The 24,007-nt window shown below is 61.5% G+C and carries 26 protein-coding genes; 4 read left to right on the forward strand and 22 right to left on the reverse strand.

Going from position 1 to position 24,007, the window contains the following annotated elements:
* The 4 genes from aroC to aroQ form a co-directional block, all read left to right on the forward strand.
* On the forward strand, positions 1-1,009 hold a 1,009-nt coding region (gene aroC, locus E4J93_RS04815; RefSeq protein WP_255431922.1), incomplete at its 5' end, for a chorismate synthase.
* A 31-nt stretch (positions 1,010-1,040) separates the two neighbouring features.
* Complete coding sequence (locus E4J93_RS04820; protein WP_147588326.1) at positions 1,041-1,391, forward strand: chorismate mutase; 351 nt, start codon at positions 1,041-1,043, stop codon at positions 1,389-1,391.
* Positions 1,392-1,410: 19 nt separating this feature from the next.
* Positions 1,411-2,661: a shikimate kinase gene (locus tag E4J93_RS04825; RefSeq protein WP_147588327.1), complete on the forward strand. Its 1,251-nt coding sequence runs from the start codon at positions 1,411-1,413 to the stop codon at positions 2,659-2,661.
* Between the two features lie 8 nt (positions 2,662-2,669).
* Positions 2,670-3,107: a type II 3-dehydroquinate dehydratase gene (gene aroQ / locus E4J93_RS04830; RefSeq protein WP_147588328.1), complete on the forward strand. Its 438-nt coding sequence runs from the start codon at positions 2,670-2,672 to the stop codon at positions 3,105-3,107.
* On the opposite strand, the gene E4J93_RS04835 is transcribed toward aroQ, so the two are convergent.
* The 22 genes from E4J93_RS04835 to E4J93_RS04940 all read right to left on the reverse strand — a co-directional run bounded on the left by E4J93_RS04835 (position 3,104) and on the right by E4J93_RS04940 (position 23,992).
* A complete protein-coding gene (locus E4J93_RS04835; RefSeq protein ID WP_147588329.1) occupies positions 3,104-4,732 on the reverse strand; it encodes a DNA repair protein RecN in 1,629 nt (542 codons plus the stop codon). The two genes, aroQ and E4J93_RS04835, sit on opposite strands and share 4 nt — an antisense overlap.
* The gene (locus tag E4J93_RS04840; protein ID WP_147588330.1) at positions 4,725-5,585 is read right to left on the reverse strand and encodes an NAD(+)/NADH kinase; all 861 of its coding nucleotides are present in this window, start codon (positions 5,583-5,585) and stop codon (positions 4,725-4,727) included. Before E4J93_RS04840 ends, E4J93_RS04835 begins: the two co-directional genes overlap by 8 nt.
* Positions 5,582-6,385: a TlyA family RNA methyltransferase gene (locus E4J93_RS04845; RefSeq protein WP_147588331.1), complete on the reverse strand. Its 804-nt coding sequence runs from the start codon at positions 6,383-6,385 to the stop codon at positions 5,582-5,584. The genes E4J93_RS04840 and E4J93_RS04845 overlap by 4 nt, the downstream gene beginning before the upstream one ends.
* Entirely contained in the window at positions 6,382-6,642 is a 261-nt protein-coding gene (locus E4J93_RS04850; RefSeq protein WP_147588332.1) for an exodeoxyribonuclease VII small subunit, read from the reverse strand. The genes E4J93_RS04845 and E4J93_RS04850 overlap by 4 nt, the downstream gene beginning before the upstream one ends.
* Before the next feature lie 2 nt (positions 6,643-6,644).
* Complete coding sequence (gene nusB / locus E4J93_RS04855; protein WP_147588333.1) at positions 6,645-7,205, reverse strand: transcription antitermination factor NusB; 561 nt, start codon at positions 7,203-7,205, stop codon at positions 6,645-6,647.
* Positions 7,206-7,208: 3 nt separating this feature from the next.
* Positions 7,209-7,568, reverse strand: coding sequence for an Asp23/Gls24 family envelope stress response protein (locus tag E4J93_RS04860; RefSeq protein ID WP_147588334.1), 360 nt, complete (start codon positions 7,566-7,568; stop codon positions 7,209-7,211).
* Between the two features lie 32 nt (positions 7,569-7,600).
* Positions 7,601-8,164, reverse strand: coding sequence for an elongation factor P (gene efp, locus E4J93_RS04865; protein ID WP_147588335.1), 564 nt, complete (start codon positions 8,162-8,164; stop codon positions 7,601-7,603).
* 139 nt (positions 8,165-8,303) lie between these two features.
* A complete protein-coding gene (locus tag E4J93_RS04870; RefSeq protein ID WP_147588336.1) occupies positions 8,304-9,434 on the reverse strand; it encodes a Xaa-Pro peptidase family protein in 1,131 nt (376 codons plus the stop codon).
* 62 nt (positions 9,435-9,496) lie between these two features.
* Positions 9,497-10,603 carry a hypothetical protein gene (locus E4J93_RS04875; protein ID WP_222705689.1) on the reverse strand — a complete coding sequence of 369 codons (1,107 nt, stop codon included), beginning with the start codon at positions 10,601-10,603 and terminating at the stop codon, positions 9,497-9,499.
* Positions 10,600-11,133: a shikimate kinase gene (locus tag E4J93_RS04880; RefSeq protein WP_147588338.1), complete on the reverse strand. Its 534-nt coding sequence runs from the start codon at positions 11,131-11,133 to the stop codon at positions 10,600-10,602. Before E4J93_RS04880 ends, E4J93_RS04875 begins: the two co-directional genes overlap by 4 nt.
* Before the next feature lie 10 nt (positions 11,134-11,143).
* Positions 11,144-11,644: a YqeG family HAD IIIA-type phosphatase gene (locus tag E4J93_RS04885; RefSeq protein WP_147588339.1), complete on the reverse strand. Its 501-nt coding sequence runs from the start codon at positions 11,642-11,644 to the stop codon at positions 11,144-11,146.
* A complete protein-coding gene (gene mltG, locus E4J93_RS04890; protein WP_255431923.1) occupies positions 11,644-12,660 on the reverse strand; it encodes an endolytic transglycosylase MltG in 1,017 nt (338 codons plus the stop codon). The genes E4J93_RS04885 and mltG overlap by 1 nt, the downstream gene beginning before the upstream one ends.
* Before the next feature lie 214 nt (positions 12,661-12,874).
* A complete protein-coding gene (gene ruvX, locus E4J93_RS04895) occupies positions 12,875-13,303 on the reverse strand; it encodes a Holliday junction resolvase RuvX (RefSeq protein ID WP_147588341.1) in 429 nt (142 codons plus the stop codon).
* A gap of 5 nt (positions 13,304-13,308) precedes the next feature.
* Positions 13,309-15,963: an alanine--tRNA ligase gene (gene alaS / locus E4J93_RS04900; RefSeq protein WP_147588342.1), complete on the reverse strand. Its 2,655-nt coding sequence runs from the start codon at positions 15,961-15,963 to the stop codon at positions 13,309-13,311.
* A gap of 206 nt (positions 15,964-16,169) precedes the next feature.
* On the reverse strand, positions 16,170-17,576 hold the full coding sequence (locus E4J93_RS04905; RefSeq protein WP_147588343.1) for an AI-2E family transporter: 1,407 nt from the start codon (positions 17,574-17,576) through the stop codon (positions 16,170-16,172).
* A 15-nt stretch (positions 17,577-17,591) separates the two neighbouring features.
* Positions 17,592-18,395: an RNA polymerase sigma factor SigF gene (locus E4J93_RS04910; protein ID WP_147588344.1), complete on the reverse strand. Its 804-nt coding sequence runs from the start codon at positions 18,393-18,395 to the stop codon at positions 17,592-17,594.
* A complete protein-coding gene (locus tag E4J93_RS04915; protein ID WP_147588345.1) occupies positions 18,392-18,772 on the reverse strand; it encodes an ATP-binding protein in 381 nt (126 codons plus the stop codon). Before E4J93_RS04915 ends, E4J93_RS04910 begins: the two co-directional genes overlap by 4 nt.
* On the reverse strand, positions 18,762-19,316 hold the full coding sequence (locus tag E4J93_RS04920) for a hypothetical protein (protein WP_147588346.1): 555 nt from the start codon (positions 19,314-19,316) through the stop codon (positions 18,762-18,764). The genes E4J93_RS04915 and E4J93_RS04920 overlap by 11 nt, the downstream gene beginning before the upstream one ends.
* A 108-nt stretch (positions 19,317-19,424) precedes the next feature.
* On the reverse strand, positions 19,425-20,768 hold the full coding sequence (locus E4J93_RS04925; RefSeq protein WP_147588347.1) for a replication-associated recombination protein A: 1,344 nt from the start codon (positions 20,766-20,768) through the stop codon (positions 19,425-19,427).
* Between the two features lie 56 nt (positions 20,769-20,824).
* Positions 20,825-22,072 (reverse strand): deoxyguanosinetriphosphate triphosphohydrolase family protein, encoded by a 1,248-nt coding sequence (locus E4J93_RS04930; RefSeq protein WP_370511756.1) that lies wholly within the window; start codon positions 22,070-22,072, stop codon positions 20,825-20,827.
* A gap of 17 nt (positions 22,073-22,089) precedes the next feature.
* Positions 22,090-22,599: a prepilin peptidase gene (locus E4J93_RS04935; RefSeq protein WP_147588348.1), complete on the reverse strand. Its 510-nt coding sequence runs from the start codon at positions 22,597-22,599 to the stop codon at positions 22,090-22,092.
* 7 nt (positions 22,600-22,606) lie between these two features.
* Positions 22,607-23,992 carry a hypothetical protein gene (locus E4J93_RS04940; protein ID WP_147588349.1) on the reverse strand — a complete coding sequence of 462 codons (1,386 nt, stop codon included), beginning with the start codon at positions 23,990-23,992 and terminating at the stop codon, positions 22,607-22,609.
* Positions 23,993-24,007 lie beyond the last annotated feature (15 nt).

Below are 24,007 nucleotides of genomic sequence, written 5' to 3' on the forward strand. Positions count from 1 at the left end.
CCTCGATGAGCTGCAGCGATTCCTCGATCGGCGTGCACCCGGCCGCGACGCCACCGCCACCAGCCGAAACGAGGCCGACAAGGTGCGCATCGTATCCGGAATCGTCGACGGATACACGTGCGGAGCCCCCATCGCCGCCGTCATCGTCAACGACGACACCCGCTCCGTCGACTACGAGGAGCTTGGCCGGATTCCGCGACCGGGACATGCCGATTACACTGCATTCATCAAATATCGCGGCCATCACGACGTAGCGGGCGGCGGCCATTTTTCCGGGAGGCTCACCGCTCCGCTTTGCATCGCGGGCGGTATCGCAAAACAGGTGCTTGCCCGCCATGGCGTGAGAATAGCAGCTCATATCTCCGCATTGGGGCCCCGTCCCGTTGTGGACGAGCCGCTCGACGCCATGCACATCGTCCCGAAGCAGATCGATTCCATTCGAAGCAATTCCCTTCCCTGCATCGACCCGGACGCTGCAAGCGCCATGCGCGATACCATTTCCCATGCCAAACTCTCCCTCGACAGCGTGGGCGGTACGGTTGAGTGCGTCGCCTACGGCATGCCGGCTGGAATCGGAGACCCTATGTTCGACGGCATCGAGAATCGGATCGCACGCATCGCCTTCGGTATCCCGGCTGTCAAGGGCGTCGAATTCGGCGACGGCTTTGCATCCGCGCGACGCTACGGCAGCGAGCACAACGACCCCTATCACCTGGTCGATGGAACCGCGCAGCCCATGTCGAACAACGCAGGGGGAATCCTCGGGGGCATCACCACGGGGCTGCCCATCGTCTGGAACATGTCAATAAAGCCAACGCCCTCGATAGGCCGCAAGCAGGCGAGCGTCGACCTGGTTGAGGGGCACGAAACCGTTCTTTCCATTCGCGGAAGACACGACCCGTGCATCGTGCCACGAGCCGTTCCCGTTGCCGAAGCGGTCTGCGCGCTCGCCTTGCTTGACGCCCTGCTCGAGGACGCGGCTCCCGTCATGCCCCCACTGGAAGCGTGACCCCCGTATACCGTGATGTAAGGAGCGCGCCATGCAGCTCGATGAACTTCGCCAAAAGATAGATCGCATCGACAACGACCTTGTCACCCTGCTCGATGCACGGCTCGATATGGCCGCTGCAATAGCAAAGGCAAAGCAGGCGACCGGTGCACCCCTATACGACCCCGAGCGCGAGCAGCTCAAGCTCGCATGGGTCGCGGAGCGAGTCGCCCCGCAGCGCGCGGATACGATGCGCGCCCTCTTCACCCATATCATGGATGCCAACAAAGCTGAACAGGTCCTTGCGCTTCGGCAACTCGAATGCAGCGCCATGCCGTCGCGCGACGCCAGCCCATCCCCCGAGGCAGCCGGATCGGACGGGCGCCATGCCGTCCACGAGTAACAACGATGGAGGTACTCGAATGAAACAGAGACCGTACGGTGTTTTAGGCAGATTGCTCGGACACAGCTATACCCCGGTGATCTACCGCGAGCTCGCCGGCCTGGACTACCGCACATTCGAACGCGAACCCGAAGAAGTCGCATCGTTTCTAGCTGGCGACAGCTGGGAAGGCATCAACGTGACCATTCCCTATAAACGGGATGTCATGCCATACCTTGATGATGTCTCCCCCATCGCCCGGCGGCTTGGCAACGTGAACACCATCACGCGTCTGCCCGACGGTCGCCTACGTGGAGACAACACGGACTATTACGGTTTTCGCGTACTCATCCAGAGCATGGAGATCGACCTTGCAGGCAAGACCGCCCTGGTCTTCGGCGGTGACGGCGGCGCCGGATCAACGTGTTGCACGGTTCTATCGGACCTCGGCATGGAGGTGCATCCCGTAGCCCGTGCGGGCGCGGTGACCTACGACGACCTCGGACGCTGGGGCCACGCGGCGGTTGCCGTCAACTGCACGCCCGTCGGTATGTATCCAGCATGCCCAGCAAGCGTATGCAGCCTGGATGCCCTCTCAGGGCTCGAAGGACTCATCGATATCGTATACAACCCGGCGCGCACCGACTTGATGATGCAGGCGGAGCGACGCGGCATCCCGTGCGCGGGCGGACTGCTCATGCTCGTCGCGCAGGCAGCGCGGGCCGTGGAACTCTATACGGGAGAGGTCATCTCGCACGAACGTATGCTCGAGGTGACCCGCCATCTCGCATCCGCCGAGGAGAACATCGTTCTTATCGGCATGCCGGGCTCCGGCAAAACGCAGGTAGCCCGATCCATCTCGGAACTCACCGGGCGTCCTCACATCGATACCGACCACGTCATCGCCGAACGACACGCCATGACGTGCGAGGATTTCATAAACAAGCATGGTGAGGCAGCCTTTCGCGAGGAGGAGACGCGCGTGCTGCAGGAAACGGCGTCGAAAAGCGGCACCGTTATCTCCTGCGGGGGCGGCGTGGTCGAACGAACGGCTAACTACGAATTGCTCCATCAGAACAGCCGCATCGTCATGCTTGACCGCTCGCTTGCCGAGCTCTCGGTAGATGGACGGCCGTTGAGCAAGCGAGAAGGCGTCGAGCAGCTGGCGGCACGGCGCATGCACGCGTACCGGACCTGGGCCGATATCGTTGTCGACGTCCAGGGAACCGCCGCCGATACGGCGCGCGACGTCCTGTCGAAGCTCGAGCGCGCCGCATATCCAAACCGCTAGGAGCGAGCATGAAACTGCTTGTCATCAATGGGCCCAACATCAATATGCTGGGGATCCGGGAGCCTGATATCTACGGAAACGAGACATACGAGCAGCTCGTCGAGGTTTGCCATGAAACCGCCGAGCGCCTCGGGGTCGAAACGCTCGACTGCTTCCAGTCAAACCACGAGGGAGCCCTCGTCGACGCCATCCAGATGTCGTATGGCGTGTACGACGGAATCGTGATCAATCCCGCCGCCTATACGCACACGAGCATCGCCCTGCTCGATGCCATAACAGCCGTGGGCATCCCCACCATAGAGGTGCACGTCTCAGCGATCGAAGAACGCGAAGCGTTCCGACAAAGATCCTATATCCGCGATGCATGCATCACGACGGTAAGCGGCGAAGGAATACAGGGATACGCCCGCGCGCTCGAGCTGCTCGTCGATGCGTTGACGGACTAGGACCAACCCAACAGCGAGCGCGCGTGGGCAAGCGATGCTTCGGACTGCTCGCCTGAAAGCATGCGTGCGACTTCCTCCACACGCTCTTCTCCATCTACCGCCTCGAGGGACGTGACGGGAACGCCGTCGTCGGCAGGGGTCTTGCGCACCACATAGTGATGGGATGCCGCCACCGCCACCTGCGCGAGGTGCGTGACAACGATAACCTGATGCGTTCGAGCCAGATCCGAGAGCACCGCAGCGAGCGAGCGAGCGGTGGCACCGCCCACGCCGGCATCGACCTCGTCGAATACGAGGGTCGAAGCGGTATCCGCCGAACCGAGCACGACCTTCGTTGCAAGCAGGACGCGGGAGAGCTCGCCACCCGAGGCGATACGGCGCAAAGGCCGCGCCGCAAGACCGCTGCCGCTTCGATACAGCAGCTCGCAGCTCGCGGGACCAGACGCGCTCCAGCGTTCGCGCGGAAGAACCCTCTGGTCCCAGACGAGTTCGGCACCGACCATCTCGAGGCGCTGCATATGGCGCATGGTTTCGCGGCAGAATCGAGGCCCCGCGGCAGCACGACGCTTCATAAGGAGCCGCGCAGCATCCTGCAACGCGCTCTCGGCTGCATCCTCCGCCGCACGGGCCCGGCGCAACCGTTCGCCCCCCTCGTCGACCAAGCTCAGCAGCTCCTGGGCTTCCTCATAGCGACGAAACACATCGTCCATGGAAGGTCCAAACTGGCGCATGAGGCCCTTGAGGGAGCTGAAACGCTCTTGGGAGCGTGCTAGCTCGATTGGATCGAGCTCGATGCCGTCGCGATAGGCACGCAGGCTGGAGGCTGCATCTTCGATGATGATCGAAGCCTCGGAAAGGGTATCGGCAAACGCACCCAATGCGGAATCGACCCGGGCCATCCGCGATAAGTCGGCGATGGCGGAATTAAGCGCATCGAGCGACCCTCCCTCATCGGACAGCATTGCCTGAGCATCATGGGCGCAACGAGCGAGAGATTCCGCATACTCGGCGCGGGGAAGCGCCGCCTCGAGCTCTTCGTACTCACCGGGACGAGGATCCACTTCGGCGATGCGATCCGCGCAGAACCGGGCCTCATCGAGCTGAGCGCCCTGAGTTCGTACGGCGGCCTCGACGCGCTCGCGCTCCTCGGTGGCAGCACGAAGGGCATGCCACGCCTCGCGATATGCGGCAAGAGAGGCCTGTACGGGTTCGCCCGCCCAGGCGTCGACCATCTCGGCATGGTAGGAAGGGTCCAGCAGACGTTGATGCTCATGCTGACCGCAGAGGTCGACAAGGGGTCTGACCCGAACGGAAAGCTCCCGCACGCTGGCGATGGCCCCATCAATCTTCACACGGCTACGGCCATCGGCCGAAACGGTGCGAACCACGGAAAAGCCTTCGGGGTCATCGAGGTCGCGATACAGACGGCCCTCCACGCGCAAGGCGTCGGCACCCTCGCGAACCGCCGAAGCATCGGCGCGCTCCCCCATCAACAGCTTCAAAGCCGAAAGAAGAGCCGTCTTGCCAGCACCCGTCTCGCCCGTCAGGACCGTGAGTCCATCGCCCACCACGACGGACGCTTCGCGGATAAGCGCGAGGTTCTCGACACGGATTTCATCAATCATGGCGACGCACTCCGTAGAAAACGCGGGACACCGAGGCGTAGAAGCTTTCGGGGCCGTAGTCGAGCAGCAGCGCGTCATGGGATGCGCGCGATACGACGACGCGATCGACTACGCCCTCGGGATCAAGGAACTGCCCATCGACCGCGATGGCGGGAACAGACGGACGAGACGTCGACATCGTCACCTCGACGACGTCCGACGGCGACGTAAGAAAAGCGCGCGCCTGGATGGTGTGGGGCGCGATGGGAACGCATACCATACCCGTGAACTCGGGGTTGACGATAGGGCCGCCGGCAGACAAAGCGTAGCCGGTTGAGCCCGTAGCGGTCGAGACGACCACGCCGTCGCCACGCAAGCGATCGATATGGTGCCCGGATACCGTCATATCGAATTCGACCATATCGGACAAGGGACCGCGCGCGAGCGCCATATCGTTCAGGGCGCTGGACCTAATTTCCGCAACGGAGCCGTCATCTCGCTCGGAGTAAACGCGAACATCCAGCCGTGAACGACGGCTCACATGCATCTCGCCGGCAAGGGCATCGGAGACGACGCCGAGAATATCGCGGTCCTCCGGGCTCGCTGCCGTCAAGAACCCCAGATGGCCGTAGGAAAGACCTAGAATCGGAATCTCACGGTCCCCCGCCAGTCGAACGGCACGCAGCAGCGTACCATCGCCGCCGAGGGAGATGACCAGGTCGCTCCCGTCGATATCGGCAGGTTCCGTGATGCCCGAGCGCTGGTCGGCGGCCCAGGCAACCTCGTAGCCCTGACGACCAAGCCAAAGCTCGAGCGTCAAACCGCTCTGCACGGCTTCATGCTTATAGAAATTAGGGACTAAAAACACCTTCATAGCAGCTCCGCCTTCGCGATGAGGCTCTCGACCTGCGCCTCCAGCTCGCTGGGAGACGATGTCGAGAAGCGCATGCGATCACCATAAAGAAAGAACTCGCGATTTCCCTTCGCGCCGGTAATGGGAGACGCGCACACATCGACCGGATACAGGCCCTTGTCCGCGAAGAGCCCGATCACGCGACCAAGCACCTCGTGATGAACACGGGGGTCTCGCACGACGCCACCTTCGCCGACTTGGCTCGAAGGGGCTTCGAACTGAGGTTTAACCAGGGTTACGAATGCGCCCTCATCGCTCAGGACGGACAGGACGGCATCGATGACCGCGCCGACGCTCGTAAACGACACGTCGCAGACAGCCAGGTCGCAACAGGCTGAATACCCGAGCCCGGGAAGCTCGACGATATTCGTACGCTCGAGCAGTGTCACCCGAGCGTCCTGGCGAAGCGACCAATCGAATTGGGCGCGGCCCACATCGACCGAGATGACCCGCGACGCCCCGCGCTTCAAAAGGCAATCGGTAAACCCGCCCGTGGAGCATCCCACATCGAGGCATGCAAGGCCGTCGGGGTCGATTGAAAACGAATCAAGGGCACCTGCGAGCTTGACCCCGCCGCGACCCACATAGGGAATACGGCCCTTCACGTGGAGCTCGATGCCCGGCACGACCTTCATACCCGGAGATGACAGCCGCTCTCCACCGGAGGAGACGAGGCCGGCCATCAATGTGCGCAGGGCATCTGCGCGATTCTCGCAGATGCCCTGTGAAATCAATTCGTCGTCGAGTCGAACGCGCTTCATGACGCGTCCTCGGGGCTCGAGGGATCAGCAGCCGATGCCTCGATATCCGACTTGGAATCGGCGTCCAGAAGGTCGGCTTCGCGCGGCGAGAGCTCGAACTGGTCAACCATGTCGACGGCCTTCGAACCCAAACGAATGGCTTCGTCAAACAAATCCAGGCTGCGCTCGAGCGACGTATCCTTCGAGCGAACGGTGGCGATGATCTCGTCGAGGCGCTCGGTGATGTCATCGAACGTCTTGACCGTGGTGTCGGCCATGCCTACTCACCCTCGGAAGCGAGCGGCACATCCTCGCATTCGGACTGAGCGAACTCAAGAGCCTCATCATCATTCGAGAGCGCGTCGGCCTCTTCGTCATCGAGTTCGACCTCATCGGTCTCGTCCTGAGGCGGCTCGGGGAGCTGGTCCATGCGAGCGATGCGCCCCAGAACGCCGTTCACGAAGCGCGACGACTCGTCCGTGCCGTAAGCCTTCGAGATCTCGACGGCTTCGTTGATCACCACGGCGTCATCGATTGCTTCGTCGCCATCGAGGAACCGCATCTCGTACACCGCAAGGCGAAGCAGGTTGCGATCGGTGCCGGGCATGCGATACAGGCTCCAATTGTGCGAGACCGACTGCAGCGCGTAATCGATGCGATCGATCTGGTCATGGCAACCGCGTGCGAGCTCGACTGCATAGGCATCGAGCGGGCCCTTGGAAAGAAGGTAGTCGCCGGCAAGGACGTCGTCGACGGACAGGTCGAGCGCCTCGGCCTGGAAGATGATCTGAAGCGCCTGGCTACGGGCAAGGGTGCGCCCGCGTTCCACTTTTAGACTCACGCATTACTCCTTGGGGAAAACGAGGCCGTCGATGCAGACATCGACCGAGCACACCTCGACACCAACCTGGGCGTCGATGGCGCGGGAAACGGCCTCGCGAATCGATTCGGCAAGCTTCTTGAAGGGATAGCCAAAGAAAACGGTGACGTGGACGGTGATGGCCAGCGTATCGTCGACGACAGCGGCCTCGACCGACGGACCCGCGATCGGACCGCGTGCGGAGAACATCGACACGAGGTTGGTGGCGATATCCTTGACGCCGACAGCGGCAACGCCCTCGATCTCCTCGACAGCACGCGAGACGATGGCGGCCAGGACCTCGGGAGCAATTCCCATTCCGGCGATCTTGATCTCTTCGGACATAGTCTCCTCCTTAGATCATGAATGAAATAAAGCTAGGCGCGGGAAACGAACTCGCCCGTACGGGTGTCGACCTTGATGCTCTCGCCCTCGTTGAGGTACATGGGGACCTGGACCACGGCGCCGGTGTCGATGGTGGCGGGCTTGTAAGCGCCCTGAACGGTGTCGCCCTTAGCACCCGGAACGGTCTCGGTGACCTCGGCGATGATGAACATGGGCGGGTTCACGCCCATGAGCTCCTCCTCGGCGTAGAGCAGCTGGCAGGTATCGTTCTCGCGCAGCCACTTGGCGTTGTCGCCCACGAAATCAGCGGGAACGGAAACCTGCTCGTAGGTCTCGTTGTCCATGAAGATGAAGTCGACGCCGTCGTTGTAGAGATACTGCATCTCCTTGGTGAAGAGCTGGACGCTCTCGAACTTGGAGCCAGCGTTGCAGGTCTGCTCGACGACGCGGCCGGTCTTGATGTCCTTGGTCTTATAGCGGACGAACGCGCCGCCCTTACCGGGCTTGACGTGCTGGAACTCTACGAGGGTGCACACCTTGTCCTTGATGCGCAGACCCATGCCGTTCTTGAAATCAGCAGTGGAGATGGATGCCATGGAAGTGCCTTTCTCTGTACGGAACATGCCGCTGAGCTTATAACTAGTCGATTATACCTCATGCCGGCGCTCCCCCGTGAAGCGCACACACGATACGCAACTCGCAAGGAGCGCTGCCAAGGAATGAAACGAAGCGTATCTAGCAGTCGATGACGACGAGGTCGTGCGTGGAACGCGTAAAGGGCTCGAAGCCATCGGCGGTGACCACGCCGTAGTCCTCGAGGCGCACGCCGCCGACGCCCGGCAGGTACACGCCGGGTTCAACCGTCACGACGGAACCCGCAGCGAGGACGTTGCTCGTGCGGCCCAGGTTGGGCAGCTCGTGGATGTCGATGCCAACGCCGTGGCCCAGGCCGTGACCGTAGTAGGCGCCGTACCCGGCGTCACCGATGATCTTCTGCGAGAGCTTGTGGATCTCGTGACCATCGACGCCCGCGTGGATGGCGGCGGCGCATTCCTCGTGCGTACGGCGAACCAGATCGTAGAGCGCCCTCTGCTCGGCGGACGGCTCGCCCATGACCACGGTGCGCGTCATATCGCTGCGGTAATCGCGGTAGCCCGCGCCGTAATCCATCAGGATGAAGTCGCCCTTTTCGACAACGCGGTCGCCGGGAATCGCGTGCGGGTTGGCCGTGTTGGGACCGGAGGCGACGATCGAGGAGAATGCAAGGGAATCGGCGCCGTTGTTGAACATGAAAGTCTCGAGCTCGGTGCGAATCTGCTTCTCGGTGAGGCCGGGGCGCAGGAAGGCGCACATATGCTCGAATGCGGCATCGGTGATGGACTGCGCATGGCGCATGAGCGACAGCTCCTCATCGTCCTTGACCGCGCGCATGCGCTGGATATCGCCATGCATGAGCGGCAACGCTGCGCAGATGGATACGTCCTCCAAGCTGCGCTCGATACCGCGGAAGAACGAAATCTGCATATCGTCCTCGACGGCGATGACGGAGCTCTTGGTCTCACGGGCTCGATCGGCGACCCAACGGGTCATCGCAACCTCGTCCATATCGAGCTGCCAAGCGTGTCCAGAGGGAAGGTTCTCCTCAAACGAGTTGAAGTATCGTGAATCAGTATGCAGGTAGCAGGAATCTTTGCTGATAAAGGCAACGTGCGGGAACTCGAACGTGTAATCGAACACGCCCATGGCGCCCGTCAGCCACCGCAGGTTGGCCTCGTCGCGCACGACGACCGCGTCGTATCCGCGCTCGTCCATCATCGCGCGCACGCGGGCGATGCGACCAGCGGGTCCATTCAGGCATTCAGTCATTACATCTATCCTTTCATCGAAACGACGGTAGGTAACAGCAACGGGGACACGGCGGCGCGCGCCTAACGCGGCCCGTCCATGAGCTCGGCGCGAGATGCCAGGTACGCCCGGGCGTGGCGCTCGAGCACCTCATCGTCGACAACCGAGAAACGAATGGTTCCAGGATGGCGGGGAAGCGAGAACATGAGACGATTCGATCGCTTGAAGCGCGTATCCTTGAGCGCCTCGATAAAACGACCGCAACCCAGGTCGAAGGGAACCTCGTCGATACCCGCCTCATCGAGCAAGTCGTCCAAAGTGAACACGTCGTCGACGTCGAAATCGGTCACATCATGGGCGAGACGAGCCTCGAAGCGCATACCTTCGGCAAGCAAGGCGTAGTCGGGCACGGCGTCGCCCAGGCAATGCTTGAGCGCACGCGCGGTGGTGCGCCCGAACTGTATCGCATTACGCGCCGAGGGATTTGCCGACGTGAGCACGCGAACACGGGCGGATTGCGCCATGCCGATAAGATCGTACAGCGGCACCTCCTCACCCGAAACGGCACCCGGGAGAATGGAATCCATACGCTCCCACTGACGACGGCTATCGATAAGGGCCGCCATGATGAGCTCGACGTATCCGGAACGCAGCTCGTCCTCGGAACAATCAGCCAGCAGGAACAGATCGCATACGGCGAGCGAAGCGCGCGGCTCCACATGAACCATCTGGGAAGACGACGAGGTATCAAGCGGGGTCATCGTCGTAGCCGAGGTGACCATGGCATCGAGCGTCGTGGGCAGCAACACATAGGTGGTTCCACCGCACCACGAACCCGCGCAATACGTCACCAGAGAGCATACTTCCACGCCGCCGAGGGCGACGATGACATCGTCCGCCGTGATCGCGCTGCGATCCAGCGCCTCGAACAACTGCATCGCATACGCGAGCGTCGATACATGCTCCCCGGATGGAAAAGACAGGTCCTCGACGGTGAAGCCGGCGTCGATCAACGCACGGGACACCTCGAGCCCGTGCGCGCTGGCAAGCGAGGCATCCGTTACGATGACGGCGCGCTTCGGGGTCGCGACTACCGCGGAAACCATCCGGGACAACTCGGACAACGCGCCGAATCCCATGCGGAAATCGGTGCTCCTGGTTCCAAAATTGATCAACTGGCGACGAATCACAGCAAACCACGCTCCAGCAATAACTCGGCTACGGCGTAAGAAACATCCAGGAAGCTCTTACCTCGAATATCAACGGTGAAATCGGCCGATTTTCGATACAGCGGACGGCGATGCTCGATCAGGCGAGCCGCATGCTCGGCAGAACGAAAATCGGGACGGGTATCGCTCCGCCTGATCTGGCGGAGGGAATCATCGATATCGCCATCAAGGTACACGCAATACCCCATCTCGTGCATAAGATCGATGTTGCGCGCGGTCTCAACGATTCCTCCGCCACAGCTCACCAACAGGCTGCGTTCGCTCCGCAGGCCCTCGAGAACACGCGTCTCCATGATGCGGAATTCGGGCTCGCCGTACGTTGCGAAAAGATCCGTAACGCTCATACCCTGCTGCCGTTCGACCATGCGATCGGTGTCAACGAACCGCCGATGGAACATCCCACCGAGGTTGCGGGCGAGCGTAGACTTTCCCGCGCCCAGAAATCCGATGAAGAAGATGTGGTCGCACCCGCGCTTGTCGATACGTTCCATAAGCACGCACCTACTCTTCACACGGCAGGTCGCGCAGGGCGCGTCGCTCGAAGACGCGAAAAACCTGCGTGTACCACAAATCGACAGAGGTCTGCGGGCGGACGAGGATGCTATCGATCCCAGCGAGGTTCGCCGACCATACATCGGTATAGAGCTGGTCGCCGATCAGGACCGTGTCCCGAGGAGCTACGCCGAGCTTTTTGCAGGCCGAACGAAGTGCACATGGCAGCGGCTTGCAGGCGAACGCGATGAAGGAATCGATACCGAGCTCGGCAGCGGATTGCGCCACCTCGGCGCGGTGCCAGTTATTGGAGATCATGCACAACGCGAAACCATGGCCGCGAGCTGAATCGAGCCACGCCTTCACGTCCTCTGGCGCACGGCTCGCATCACGTGGAACCAACGTGTTATCGCGATCGACAAGAAGAGCGCGCTTTCCCTGAGCCCAGAGTTCGGCAGGGTCCAGGAGCGGGACGGAAGCCACATATCGACAAGGAGAGAACAAGCGCATTACAACGACGCCCCGTACTCGTCGCGATACTTCAGGAACTCGTCATAGTCGATCGTAAAGCGATGGGTGCCATCCATAGCAGCAGATGCAACATAGTAGAGGTAATCCGTGCTGGCCGGCTGAAGCGCCGCCTTGATCGACGAAATGCTCGGCGAGCAGATCGGACCCGGTGTGAGGCCGCGATTCTTGTAGACGTTATACGGAGAGTCGATCTCAAGATCGGCATACGTCACGCCCTGGCTTCCGCCTCCACGGGCGTACACGATGGCAGCATCGATCTGAAGCGGCATATCCGCTTTCAGTCGATTGTAGATAACGCTTGCAACCAGCGGACGCTCGCTCTCCACAGCAGTCTCGCGCTCGATGAGCGAAGCCAGGCAGATGATCTGCTGCGCATCCAACCCATGGGCGCCCTTCGATAGCTCGAGTCCAGCGGTTTCCTTCTTGAACTGGTCCAGCAAGGCGCGGATAACGGAATCGACGGAAGGCTGCGCGCCCAAAGAATAGGTCTTGGGATACAGGTAGCCCTCGAGCGAGTCGTCGTACGCACCCTCGAGGAAGGGGTAATCGTCGACATAGTTGGATGCCTTCGCCTGCGCGATGAATTCATCTGCGGGGATACCATAGGTCGCCTCGACGTTCACGGCGGTCTGGGCGACGGTGAGTCCTTCCTGGACAACAAGCTTGACCCCCGCGACATTGGGTCCTTCGACGAGTTGGCAGACGACGTCTTCGGGATCCTGCGCCGTCTTGAACAGATAATCTCCGGGCTTGATGGCCATAGCGGCATCCAGACGCTCAACGGCTGCATAGTAATCCTTGGGATTATCGATCACGCGGGCTTCGGACAAGGCCGAGGCGATGGTGTCGCCCGACGCACCCTCGGGAATGGAAACCGAAACCTCGAGACCGGCTTCGATGGGCTCGCGCTGGTTGAACAGACGCGTGCCCAGGGCGGGGGCGATGAAAAACGCGATGACGGCAACCACGGCTACGACCGCGGCTACGACCGCCACGACCGCAAGAGGGGAACCCGAATGCGAGGAGCGGCGAGGAGTTCGAGATGCCGACCCCCGCGAATTACGGGAACCGGGGGCATAGCTCGAAGGACGAACGCGCGTAGCGCTACGCTGCGTTGCACGAGGCGCGGGCTTGGTGGCCTGGGGCTGCTTGAATCGAGTCCCTGCGGGACGTTGACCGCTGCGAGGTTCGCCGACGGGGCGCTTACCGCTATTCACACGCATCCTTTCCATTATGGGTATCGAGCCACGCCTGCAAGAACAGCGAGGCTGCAACCATATCTATCTTGCCGCGCATCTGCTTCTCGGAGAGACCCTGCTCGCGCAGGATACGCTTCGCCTCGCGCGAGCTCAGACGCTCGTCGACGAATTCGAGGGGCAAACCCAGCGCGCGGGCAACGCCCTCCCCCACATGTTTTACGCGATCGGCCTGGGGGCCTTCCTCACCAGCCAGGGTGCGAGGAAGGCCACAAACGAGAACATCGGGCTCATGGTCCTCGATAAGCAGGCGAAAAGACCGTGCAAGGGATACGACCTCCTGAGCGGGCAGCACCTTGAGCGGCATGGCCATGGTGCCGCTGCGATCGGATACGGCGATACCGATACGCGTTTCACCTATATCGAGACCAAGAGCGACCATGTTTCCTACCCCAGAATCATCTGAGAGGCCGCAGCAAGGGCATCGGAGAGGCCGGCGGCGTTCTTACCGCCCGCCTGCGCCATGGTGGGACGGCCGCCGCCGCGACCGTCGACGATCGGCGCGATCTCCTTGATAACGTTGCCCGCATGGAAGCCGGCTGCAGCAGCCTCATCGGTGCCGGCGGCGAGCAGCGCGGGCGTACCCTTCTCGGTTACCGTGGCGATAACGCAGGCAACGGGACCGGCGACCTTCTGACGCACGGTATCCCAGACGTTACGCAGGTCGGCAGCCTCGAGACCTGAAAGCTCGGCAAGAACGAGCTTGTAGGAGCCGGCATCCAGGGCGCCCTCGATAGCCGAACCGATCGCATCGGAGCTGCCACCGGTAAGGGCGGCCTTGAGCTTATGGTTTGCTTCGCGCAGATCGGACTGCAGGCCGGCGATGCGCGCAGGCAGCTCGTCGATACGGCACTTCAGAGCAGCCGATGCCTGCTCGGCGATGGCAGCGCGGCCCTCGAGCCACTCGATGGCTCCGGTGCTCGTCACGGCCTCGATGCGACGAATATTGGAGCCGGTGGAAGACTCGGAGACGATCTTGAACAGACCGAGCTCGGCCGTGTTGGCGGCATGGGTACCGCCGCACAGCTCACGGGAGAACGGCTGGTCCTCCTCGCCGACCGAAACGACGCGGACGACGTCGCCGTACTTCTCACCGAACAGCGCCACGGCGCCGGAGGCCTTGGCCTCATCGATGCCCATGATACGCGTGACCACGGGCTTAGCAGCAAGGATCTCGCGATTGACGAGGCGTTCGACCGCCTTGATCTGCTCGGAGCTCAGCGCCTCGAAATGCGTGAAGTCGAAACGAAGGTAATCATGGGCAACCAGCGAACCCGCCTGGTTCACGTGGTCGCCGAGAACCTCCTTGAGCGCTGCGTCGAGCAGGTGCGTAGCGGTATGGTTGCGACGAACAAGCGCCCGCCAATCGAGGTCGTAGCCGGCGAAGACGACATCGCCCTCGGAAAGCGTGCCGGAGAGCTGGCCCTCATGCACGTACAGGCCGCCCTTGGATACGGTGCTCGTGACGATAAGCTGGGCTGCATCGCAATCGATGAGACCGCGGTCGCCGGTCTGGCCGCCCATCTCGGCGTAGAAGGGGGTGCGGTCGAGGACCACCTGCACACTGGAGCCGCCTTCGGCGCTCTTCACGCGCTCGCCGTCGACGACGATAGCCAGAACGTGCGCGTCGTCGATGCTCTCATGGTCGTATCCGACGAACTGGGTAGCCGGCAGCTCGTCGGAGAGCTCGGTCCATACGTCGTTGAAAGAACCCCAGGCGTCGCCCTTCGCGGCGGCGCGGGCGCGGGCCTTCTGCTGCGCCATCTCGGCATTGAAGCCGTCGATATCGACGGCATGACCGGCGCCCTCGGCGATCTCGACGGTAAGGTCGATGGGGAAACCGAAGGTGTCATGCAGCATGAAGGCAGCCGTGCCGGGAAGCTGATCGCCCTCGGCGAGCGCAGAGAGCTGCTCGTCGAGATACACGCGACCGTTGTTGAGCGTGGTGGAGAAGCGCTCCTCCTCGGCGTTCACGATGCCCTTCACAAGGTTGGCGTTCTCGATGAGGTTGGGGTAGGCCTCGCCCATGACGTCGTTGACGGCGTCGATGAAGCGACCGAGGAACGCGTCCTCGATGCCCAGCAGGCGGCCATGGAAGACGGCACGGCGAAGCAGGCGGCGCAGCACGTAGCCACGGCCCTCGTTACCGGGAAGCACGCCATCGGAAATAAGGAAGTTCACCGAGCGGGCATGGTCGGCGATGATGCGCAGGGAACGGGAGGCGCCGGTGTAGTCGTTGTCGACATAGGTCTTGCCGGAGATGTCCACGCCGAGCTTGATGAGGCTCTGCATGACGTCGCCGTCGAAGAACGAGCTCTTGTGCTGCATGATAGCGGCCATGCGCTCGAGGCCCATACCGGTATCGAGATTGCGATGGGGCAGCTCGGGCATGGAGCCGTCTTCCTGGCGGTCGAACTGCGTGAAGACGAGGTTCCAGAATTCAAGGAATCGATCGCAATCGCAGCCGGGAGCGCAATCGGGGCACCCGCAGCCGACCTCTTCGCCGAGGTCGAAGTAGATCTCGGAGCAGGGACCGCACGGGCCGGTGGGGCCGGCAGCCCAGAAGTTATCATCCTCGCCCAGGCGCGTGATGTGGTCCTCTTCAACGCCGAGCGAACGCCAGACGTCATGGGTCTCGTCGTCATCGGTGAAGACGGTGAAGTGCAGGCGCTCCTTGGGAAGCTTGAAGACCTCGGTAATGAGCTCGTAGGCCCAGGCGCACGCCTGCTCCTTGGTCACGCCGCCGAACGCGAAGTTGCCGAGCATCTCGAAGAAGGAGGCGTGGCGGCCGTCGGCGCCGATAATGTCGATATCGTTGGTGCGAACGCACTTCTGGCACGAACAGGCACCGATCTCCTTCATGGTCTTCTTGCCCTGATAATACTCCTTGAACTGATTCATGCCGGCGTTGGCGAGGAGCAGCGAGGGATCATCGGGAACAAGGGACGAGGAGGGATACAGCTTGTTGCCGCGCTCCTCGAAGAACGAAAGGTACGCCGAACGGATCTCGGCGGTCGTCATAGTTGGGTAATCAGCGGTCATGGTGAAAACTCCCCTAGCGTGTATAGATAGCTCTAACCCGATAAATTATACCGAACTCCCCGAATCCCTTGGCATTGTTTTTGCTCCTGCACAGACTCCCGACCCCGCCCGCGCTATCGCGTGGCAGGCAGACGGCTCAGAATACAGCGACGGCCGCTCGCCACATATGCGAACGGCCGCGAGTCGCTCCTGACCTGTGCGACGAACTATTTTCCATCGTCTTCCCGTGCGTCCTCGGATGAATCCCCGTCGCCGCGGGCAAGGTCGGCGAACGGATTTTTGAACACGCCGGTGCTCCCCGGCTTGAGCGCGACGTTTTCGAGGAACTTCAGATCATGCCAAGGATTATCGAGCTTGGGCTTAGGCGCCACATTCGCCTCGGGCATAACGTCGGTATCGATAATCTGCGACTCGGTTACAAACGTGTCGTCTCCCAGCGCATCGAACGCAGGGACGGGCGTGCCGTTGTGATCGAGATACGGCGTCCCCTTGAACAGGGCACCGTCGTAGGAAACGATCTGCTTGTTCGTCTTCGTCTCGTAATAGAAGATGAACAGGCTCTTCAAAACCGCGGCGATGGGCAGCGCGATCACCATGCCCATGGTGCCGCCCAGCGTGGACCCCATGATGAGCGCGGTCAACGAGAGCACCGGATGCACCTGCATGGTCGACTGGTTGATCTTGGGTGCTATGACGTTATCGGTCACATTTTGGGAAATCATGGCGACGACCATCGTCCAGATTGCCATCATGGGGCTATAGAACAAGGCGATGAGCGAGGCGGTGATGGCGGAGATGCTCGGACCGACGACCGGAATGATGTTGAGCACACCGGAGAGGATACCCATAGCTGCAGCATAGGGATGTCCGACGAGCGCGAAGCCGAGAAACGCCAGGAATCCCTGGATCACCGAATTGATGAGCGTAGACCGAAGGTAACCGCCAACGGAACTCGACACAACGGCGACCATCAGACGATAATCGAGCGCTCGGTTCTCGCCAAGGACCGAGCAGATCTCCTCGTTGATGCGGGGATAATCGAGCACGAGCCAAAACGCGAAGACGAACGCGAGAAATACGATGAATACGGTAGATGCTATGTTGCTCACCATGGGGACGACGCCGTCGCGAAACGTCGATAGCAAACCGGAGAGGACCTGGTTGAACAGGTCGCCCAGGGACTTAAGCAGCGAGTCGAGCTGAACGGTATTGCTCAGATGCTCGAACACGGCGTATTTGCTCTCGAGTTCGACCAGCCACGATCCAAGCGCCGATAGCCACGAGGGCGCATCGCGAAGAATGGAAGCGACCTGAGCCATTGCGAACGGGATCGCGAACCCGAATAAGACAAGCAGCGCTACGAGGACGAACAGGATGCCCGCGAGCGCGGCGAAGCCGCGAGGGAGCCCGCGACGCTCAAGCAGGTTGACGATCGGGCTGGCGACAAAGGCGGCGATGGCGCCGATGGACAGAAAGAGCAGGGTGCCCGATAGCACCCCGAGCAACTTCAAGACGGCGAAAAAGATGATGGCGGCACCGATCACCGTCCATACGCTTACAAATGCAGCCTTTGCGGCACGTTCTCGGTCGTCCCTTGCAGTTGATGGGTTCATCGGGCTCCTTGTTACCTAAGACTTCTTGGTCATGATCCCCTCGGGATCGATCTTGTCCTGAATCTTCTTGAGCGTGCGCCTCAAAAGACGCGACACCTGCACCTGTGAGATGCCGAGTTGCTCTGCTATCTCGATCTGCGTCATCCCCTGGAGGAAACGTAAGTCGATGACCTCGCGCTCGCGCGGCGAGAAGCCCTTGAGCGCCTCCTCGATGATGAGGCGGTCCTCGGTGAAATTCAAGGCGTTATCCTCGGTCGCATAGCGGTCGATGACGCTGGGGGCGTCCTCGTTCTCGGAATTACTCGATCCCTCCAGCGGAACCGAGCTATACGCGGAAGACGATTCCATCGCCTCAAGCACCTCGTCGACAGACGCATCGAGATACGCGGCGATCTCCTCGATAGTGGGCGAACGCTGAAGCTGGACGGTAAGCGCATCAGTTGCCTGATTGACCTTTGCGGAAAGCTCTTGTAGGCGGCGGGGCACGCGAACGCTCCACCCCTTATCACGGAAATGGCGCTTGATCTCTCCCAGGATAGTGGGCGTGGCATATGTAGTGAATTCGAGGCCGCGACCGGGATCGAAGCGATCGATAGCCTTGAGCAGGCCTAGATAGCCAACCTGGACAAGGTCGTCGAGCGGTTCGCCACGGTTCTTAAACTTGTTGGCGAGGAAACGGACGAGGTTCATATGGGACATGACGAGCTTCTCGCGCGCATCAAGATCCCCCTCTTCCTTGAACTTGCGAAACAGCTCGTGAGTCCGCTCTTTATCCCACGCCGTCTTCGTAGAACGCGCAGCACGTGGCGACTCGGTCATGCCACATCAGCCTTCAGCGTGAGAACGAGCGCATTCGAGTCTTCGCGTTTCTCATAGGAATCGCAAACGGCAGTCAAGATAAGATCCGCATAGGCGGCGGTGGGATCGTCTGCGGTTGGCGTGGCGAAGGCCGCCTCGCCCAAATCGAACGTCATGGAAACATGCGAGCTGTCGTACTCGAACACGATATCGAAAGCGGAGCCGGGATAGGAGGAGCACGCGTACACGAACGCCTCCTCGGCAACCATGCGGATATCCTCCACGCGGTCGACGGACATCGAGGACAGCATGGCCACATTCGAAGCGGTCATGCGCACCAGGCGGGCCAGATGGGGATCGGCCGCAACGGTAAGAATAACGGGCTCGTTAGCACTCATCGCAATCATCTCCCTGAGCGGCATCGTAGGTGAAGTAATGAGCCGAAGAGGCGTCGAAGACGTCATCCTCGACCTCGATCGTACCGGCGGGCTCAGACGCCTCGTCCTCCGAAGGAACCAGGGCGCGACCGGGGAAATCGGTATGACGAACCTTTTTAGCGAAGAACTTCTGCACCTTTTCGGAGGCGGCGTCGGCGATACCGCTCACGGCGCCGGAAGCGGTAGACACCGTTCCGGTAACAGATGAAACATCGCGCAAGACGCCGTTGACCTCGATGAGGTCGGCAGAGAGGGCCTCGACGGCCACATTGGCCTGCTTGAGGAGCGGCTCGACCTGAGACAGGGCGGGACCGAGGTCGTCGAGGACGCCGTCGAGCTTCGAGATAACCGGACGGGCCTCGGCGATGGCGTCGTTCACCTCGCCAACCGTTTTATCCAACGTGTCGACGCTCTGGCGCGCCCGACGCACCGTCATGGCGATTTCCGCAACCGCCCAGATGCCGACGAGCACCAAGACGATGAGCACAACCTGCATGAAATCCATCTTGCCTCCATACGTTCCACAATAGATGCGACCGCGGCGCCCGCGGACGCGAGACGGTTACGATTCATGGTACCCCATGCCGTGCCCGTCTATCCAACGAGGACGGGCCTACGAATCGGCGCCATTCGCGCGCGGCGCGCGACCGGTCCTATCACGCGAGGTCTGCTCATAGCGCCACTCTTCCCATCCGCGGCCGGCGGGCTTCCAGAAGGCGCCGCGTTCGAGACCTTCGGGCAGATAGCGCTGCTCGACCCACCCCTCGGGGTAATCATGGGGATAGAGGTAGGGGCCGTACTCCTCGGAACCCGGTCGATGGCGATCGCGCAGATGAGCGGGCACCTCGCGAAGCCCGCTCGAGCGGACGTCGGAGAGAGCGGCATCGATCGCGGACTCGCAGGCATTGGATTTCGGTGCGAGCGCGTTGTAGATCGCAGCTTGGGCGAGATTGATGCGACACTCGGGATATCCGATGACCTCCGCCGCCTTGAACGCTGCCTCGGCGATAAGAAACGCCTGCGGATCGGCGTTGCCGATATCCTCCGAAGCCTGGATCATGATGCGCCGGGCAATGAACTTGGGGTCCTCCCCCGCATCGATCATGCGGGCGAGCCAATAGACGGCGGCATCGGGATCGCTGCCGCGCATCGACTTGATGAAGGCTGAGATAACGTCGTAATGCATGTCGCCGGACTTATCATAGGAAAGGCCGCGACGGGGGTTGGCGACGCGCACATCCTCCATGGTGATGACGAAGCGCTCCCCCTTCAGCGGTCGCGTGACGGCGATCTCGCTGGCAAGCTCGAGCGTTGTGAGCGCCGAACGCGCATCGCCCGCCGCCAGCGTGCAGATGGCGGATACGACGTCGTCGCCGGCGGCGAACCGATCCGCCAGGCCCTGCGGGGCGCTCAACGCACGGCGGACCAGCCGCTCGACATCTTCGTTGGATAGGTGCTCGAGCTCCACGACGCGCCCGCGCGAAAGCAGGGCGGAGTTCACCTCGAAATACGGATTCTCCGTCGTTGCGCCGATCATGACGATCGTACGGTTCTCGACGGCATGGAGAAGGGCGTCTTGCTGGGAGCGCGAGAAACGGTGGATCTCGTCTATGAACAAGATGGTGCGGCGGTCGTACATCAGCAATCGGCGCTTCGCCTCATCGATCTCGCGACGAAGGTCCTTAACCGTACCCGTCACGGCAGACACCTCGACGAACTCGCTTTTAGTAGTAGCGGCGATGATATGCGCGAGCGTGGTCTTACCCGTGCCGGCCGGACCGTATAAGATAACGCTCGACAACACGTCGTGCTCGATGGCGGAACGCAGCCAAGAACCAGGTCCTACCGCCTTTTGCTGGCCGACGTAATCGTCGAGCGTGGCCGGACGCATGCGCACCGCAAGAGGGGCGTTCCTAAGCTGCGTAGCGCGCTCTTGTTGAGAAAATAACGTATCCATGAAACCCATTCTAGCCGAAGGCGTCGAAGCGGACGAAGGCCGATGACGATCGCATGCTAGCGCTCATTGATGTACGTGCGCCGCGGTAAATCGACATCGGGCAGAAGCTTGGTCGCGAGCTCGGCGAAGTATCCATCGGTCATGCTGGCGATATAGTCGACCACCGTCTGGTGTAGATCGGATTGCCAGTCGTAGCTCGCACCATAATGAGCCAGAGAGCGGGAGATGCGGGCGATATGATGGCGGAAGATGAAGCTATCCTCGTTCCCCCGCCGCAGGTCATCGTAAAACGTATCGTACATCTGCTCGAACGCACCAGAGAGCACCTCGGCGCACTCGCCTTCTATGCCGCCCGACCGATAGATCTTTGCATAGTTTTCCGCCTTGGCACGGCGAAGCTCCTCGAACATCGGCTCGCTCATCTCGATACGGTTTTTACCATAGCTGTTCTCGATGATGTCCACGGACGCGCGCGATAAGATCCACGTGTTGTAGCGACCGCCCATCCCATCTTCGAAGGCATCTTCGTCAAGCAGACCGGCCTCGATCGCATCCTGCCGATCGCGGCCCACATAGGCGATGATATCGGCGATGCGAACCACGCAGCCCTCGAGCGTCATGGGCTTGAGATGGCCGATCGCCCGCCCGCCCTGCACCGAGCAGAGCTCGACCGTGCGGTCGAACTCGTCGAAATCGCGCAGCCCCGACAGATCGAATACGCGCTGCTCGTACTCCCCGTTATGGGTCAAGGCGCCATCGAGGGTCTGCAGGGACACGTTGCGGCCGTACAGGACGTCCATGACGCGAACGGAGTGTACGTTGTGGAAAAAGAAGCGCCCCGTCCGCTTCCGATAGGCCTCGTTGAGATAGCGTTCGCCTGCATGGCCGAACGGCGTGTGACCAAGGTCGTGCCCGAGCCCGATCGCCTCGATGAGGTCGCAATTTAAATCGAGGGCGCGGCCGATATCGCGTGCGATACGGGCCACCAGCTGCACGTGAAGGCCGCGACGCGACAGATCATCGTTGCTGCGAAAACTGAACACCTGGGTTTTGCCCGCATAGCGGTTATACGCAGGAAGATGCATGATCTTCTCGACATCGCGCACATATGCGGGGCGCCACATGCTGCTGCGATCTGAAGGCCGGTCATATCGACGGCAAGCGCCGTCATCGGGAGCACGATATGGGTTACGATGCCCCCGGGCGCGATCATGCTCGATACGCCTGACCAACTCATCGGAAAGGTGATCGGGCATGCGCTCCAACCGGGCCCGAAGGTTATCGCGATCGTCCATCGCCATCATGATTCGCCCCATCTCCTTCAATTCATCTGGACCTTGCATGTATCATCGCACAGCGCACCGACATCGCCCACCTGTTCAGACGCCCCGCCTCCATACGACAGAAGGGAGGCGACGGCGAACGCCCCGAACAAAAACGGCAAGAACGGCAGGGACGATACCCCGCGAAACGAAGCCGCGACAGCCAGGGCGAGCAGACCGACGGAAAATGATAAGAGCGCCAGCCCGGGATCGAGCACGAGCAGCGAGAACAACGCCTTGACGTCCCCCATACCCAAGCCCGCTGCACCATGCGAGCGCCTCCAAAGCAGCTCGAAGCACACGAGGAACGCGCTTACCAGCAGCGCGGTGCCGATACGTCCCGCCAGCATAGACGCTCCGCCGAGCCGGCCGGCATAGGCGAACGAGAACGCCGCGAGAACGAACGCGAGGCCGTTCGGCAAGCTGCGCGTGCGAACATCGACCACCGCCCCGATCGCGGCCGCGACCGCGTACAGCGCGCCGAAGAGAGTCAGGACCCAATCGTCCATGGTCCACCTATTCGTCCACCACGAGACAGCCCATGTTCAAACGACCCGTAAGCGCGCCGATCACCGCGGTGGTGCCGCAACGCGTGAACACGCCGGCGAAGCGACCGTTGAACAGGTAGAGTCCTTCCATGTTGGAGTGAGGCTCCTCGCGCTTGACGCCGTCAGCAACGCTGCCGTCGGCATTCATGGTGTAGAACTGGGGCGCGTAGGCCTGCACGGTACCCCCGCTGCGCGCCATCTCCTGCAGCACGTCCAGCCATTCGGCATCGGTGCACTCCGAACCCGCCTGAACGCCCTTGCCGTTGAAGCCGTCTCGAGGCTTCGCGATCCAACGCTCCCTTTGGGTGAAACGGGACAGGTCGCTCTGCGCATCCAACATATAGGTTGCCGGTACGTGCGCGCGAACGAACGCGAGCTCCTCTGCATCGAGGATCCGCTCGGCAAGCTCGTCGTGAAAGAGGGCGAAGACCGTCTTGGTCGCACAGGGCCACGTTCGAAATGCGCCAACCATGGGGACGCGCCCCTCGTTCGCGCAGGCGAGGAAGGCATCGACACCCGGGGACGGCCGACCTTCCAGGTCGGAAATAACAAGACGTCGCCACACGCAGTCGATAGGACCGACGGCATCGCGTAGAACGCCGTCCTCGTACGCCAAGTCACGAATATCTGCAAAGCGCAGGCTCGCGCCAAGCTCGGAGAAGACATCGACGAACCGCGCGATCTCCGGAGCGTTCACGCTTTCACGATAATCAATGGCGGCGACAACGGGGTGCTCGGCCGATCCGCCGGCGCTCCGATACGCATCCAAGATAGCATCGGCACACGCTCCGTAGATGTCGAACACGGACACCGCATGGTCGCGGGCGAACAGGCGCCCTGCTTCCGTTTCCAGATTGACCTGCGTGATCTCGGATGTGGCGAGCATGCCGGCAGAACCATCGGTATTCAGCTCGCAGAACTGGAAATCTCCTGTCTCCTCATCAAGGAAGATGTCGACGCGCGCAATGGGTATGGGGCGCTCATAGGGCACCGGCGCCCTACACGCCGCCTCAACGCGAGGATCGAATGAAAAGAACGCGCGAACCAACGGGTCTGCAACGTACGCCTCGGTGACCTTATCCATGATACGGCCCATCATCTCGGCGATCCATGCCAGATACGAGACGTCCGAGCGAGAAAACACCTTGGGAACCACGCTCCAGGGAACGGGCGCGCCATGATAGAGCGCGCCGCGTTGCACCAGCGCCTCGTCGGCTCGGCGGCGGGATTCCACGTCTCCATCCAGCGCGTGAACGATAGAGCGATACGTCTCTTGGTATCCGAGCGAGTCGAGCGGAACGCCATGGCTCGAAGAAGCGGCGACCGGGATATCCACCAAAGGATAATCGTTCATCATATCCCCCATCTC

The sequence above is a fragment of the Collinsella sp. BA40 genome, assembly GCF_008014645.1.
In the GTDB taxonomy this organism is placed as follows: domain Bacteria; phylum Actinomycetota; class Coriobacteriia; order Coriobacteriales; family Coriobacteriaceae; genus Collinsella.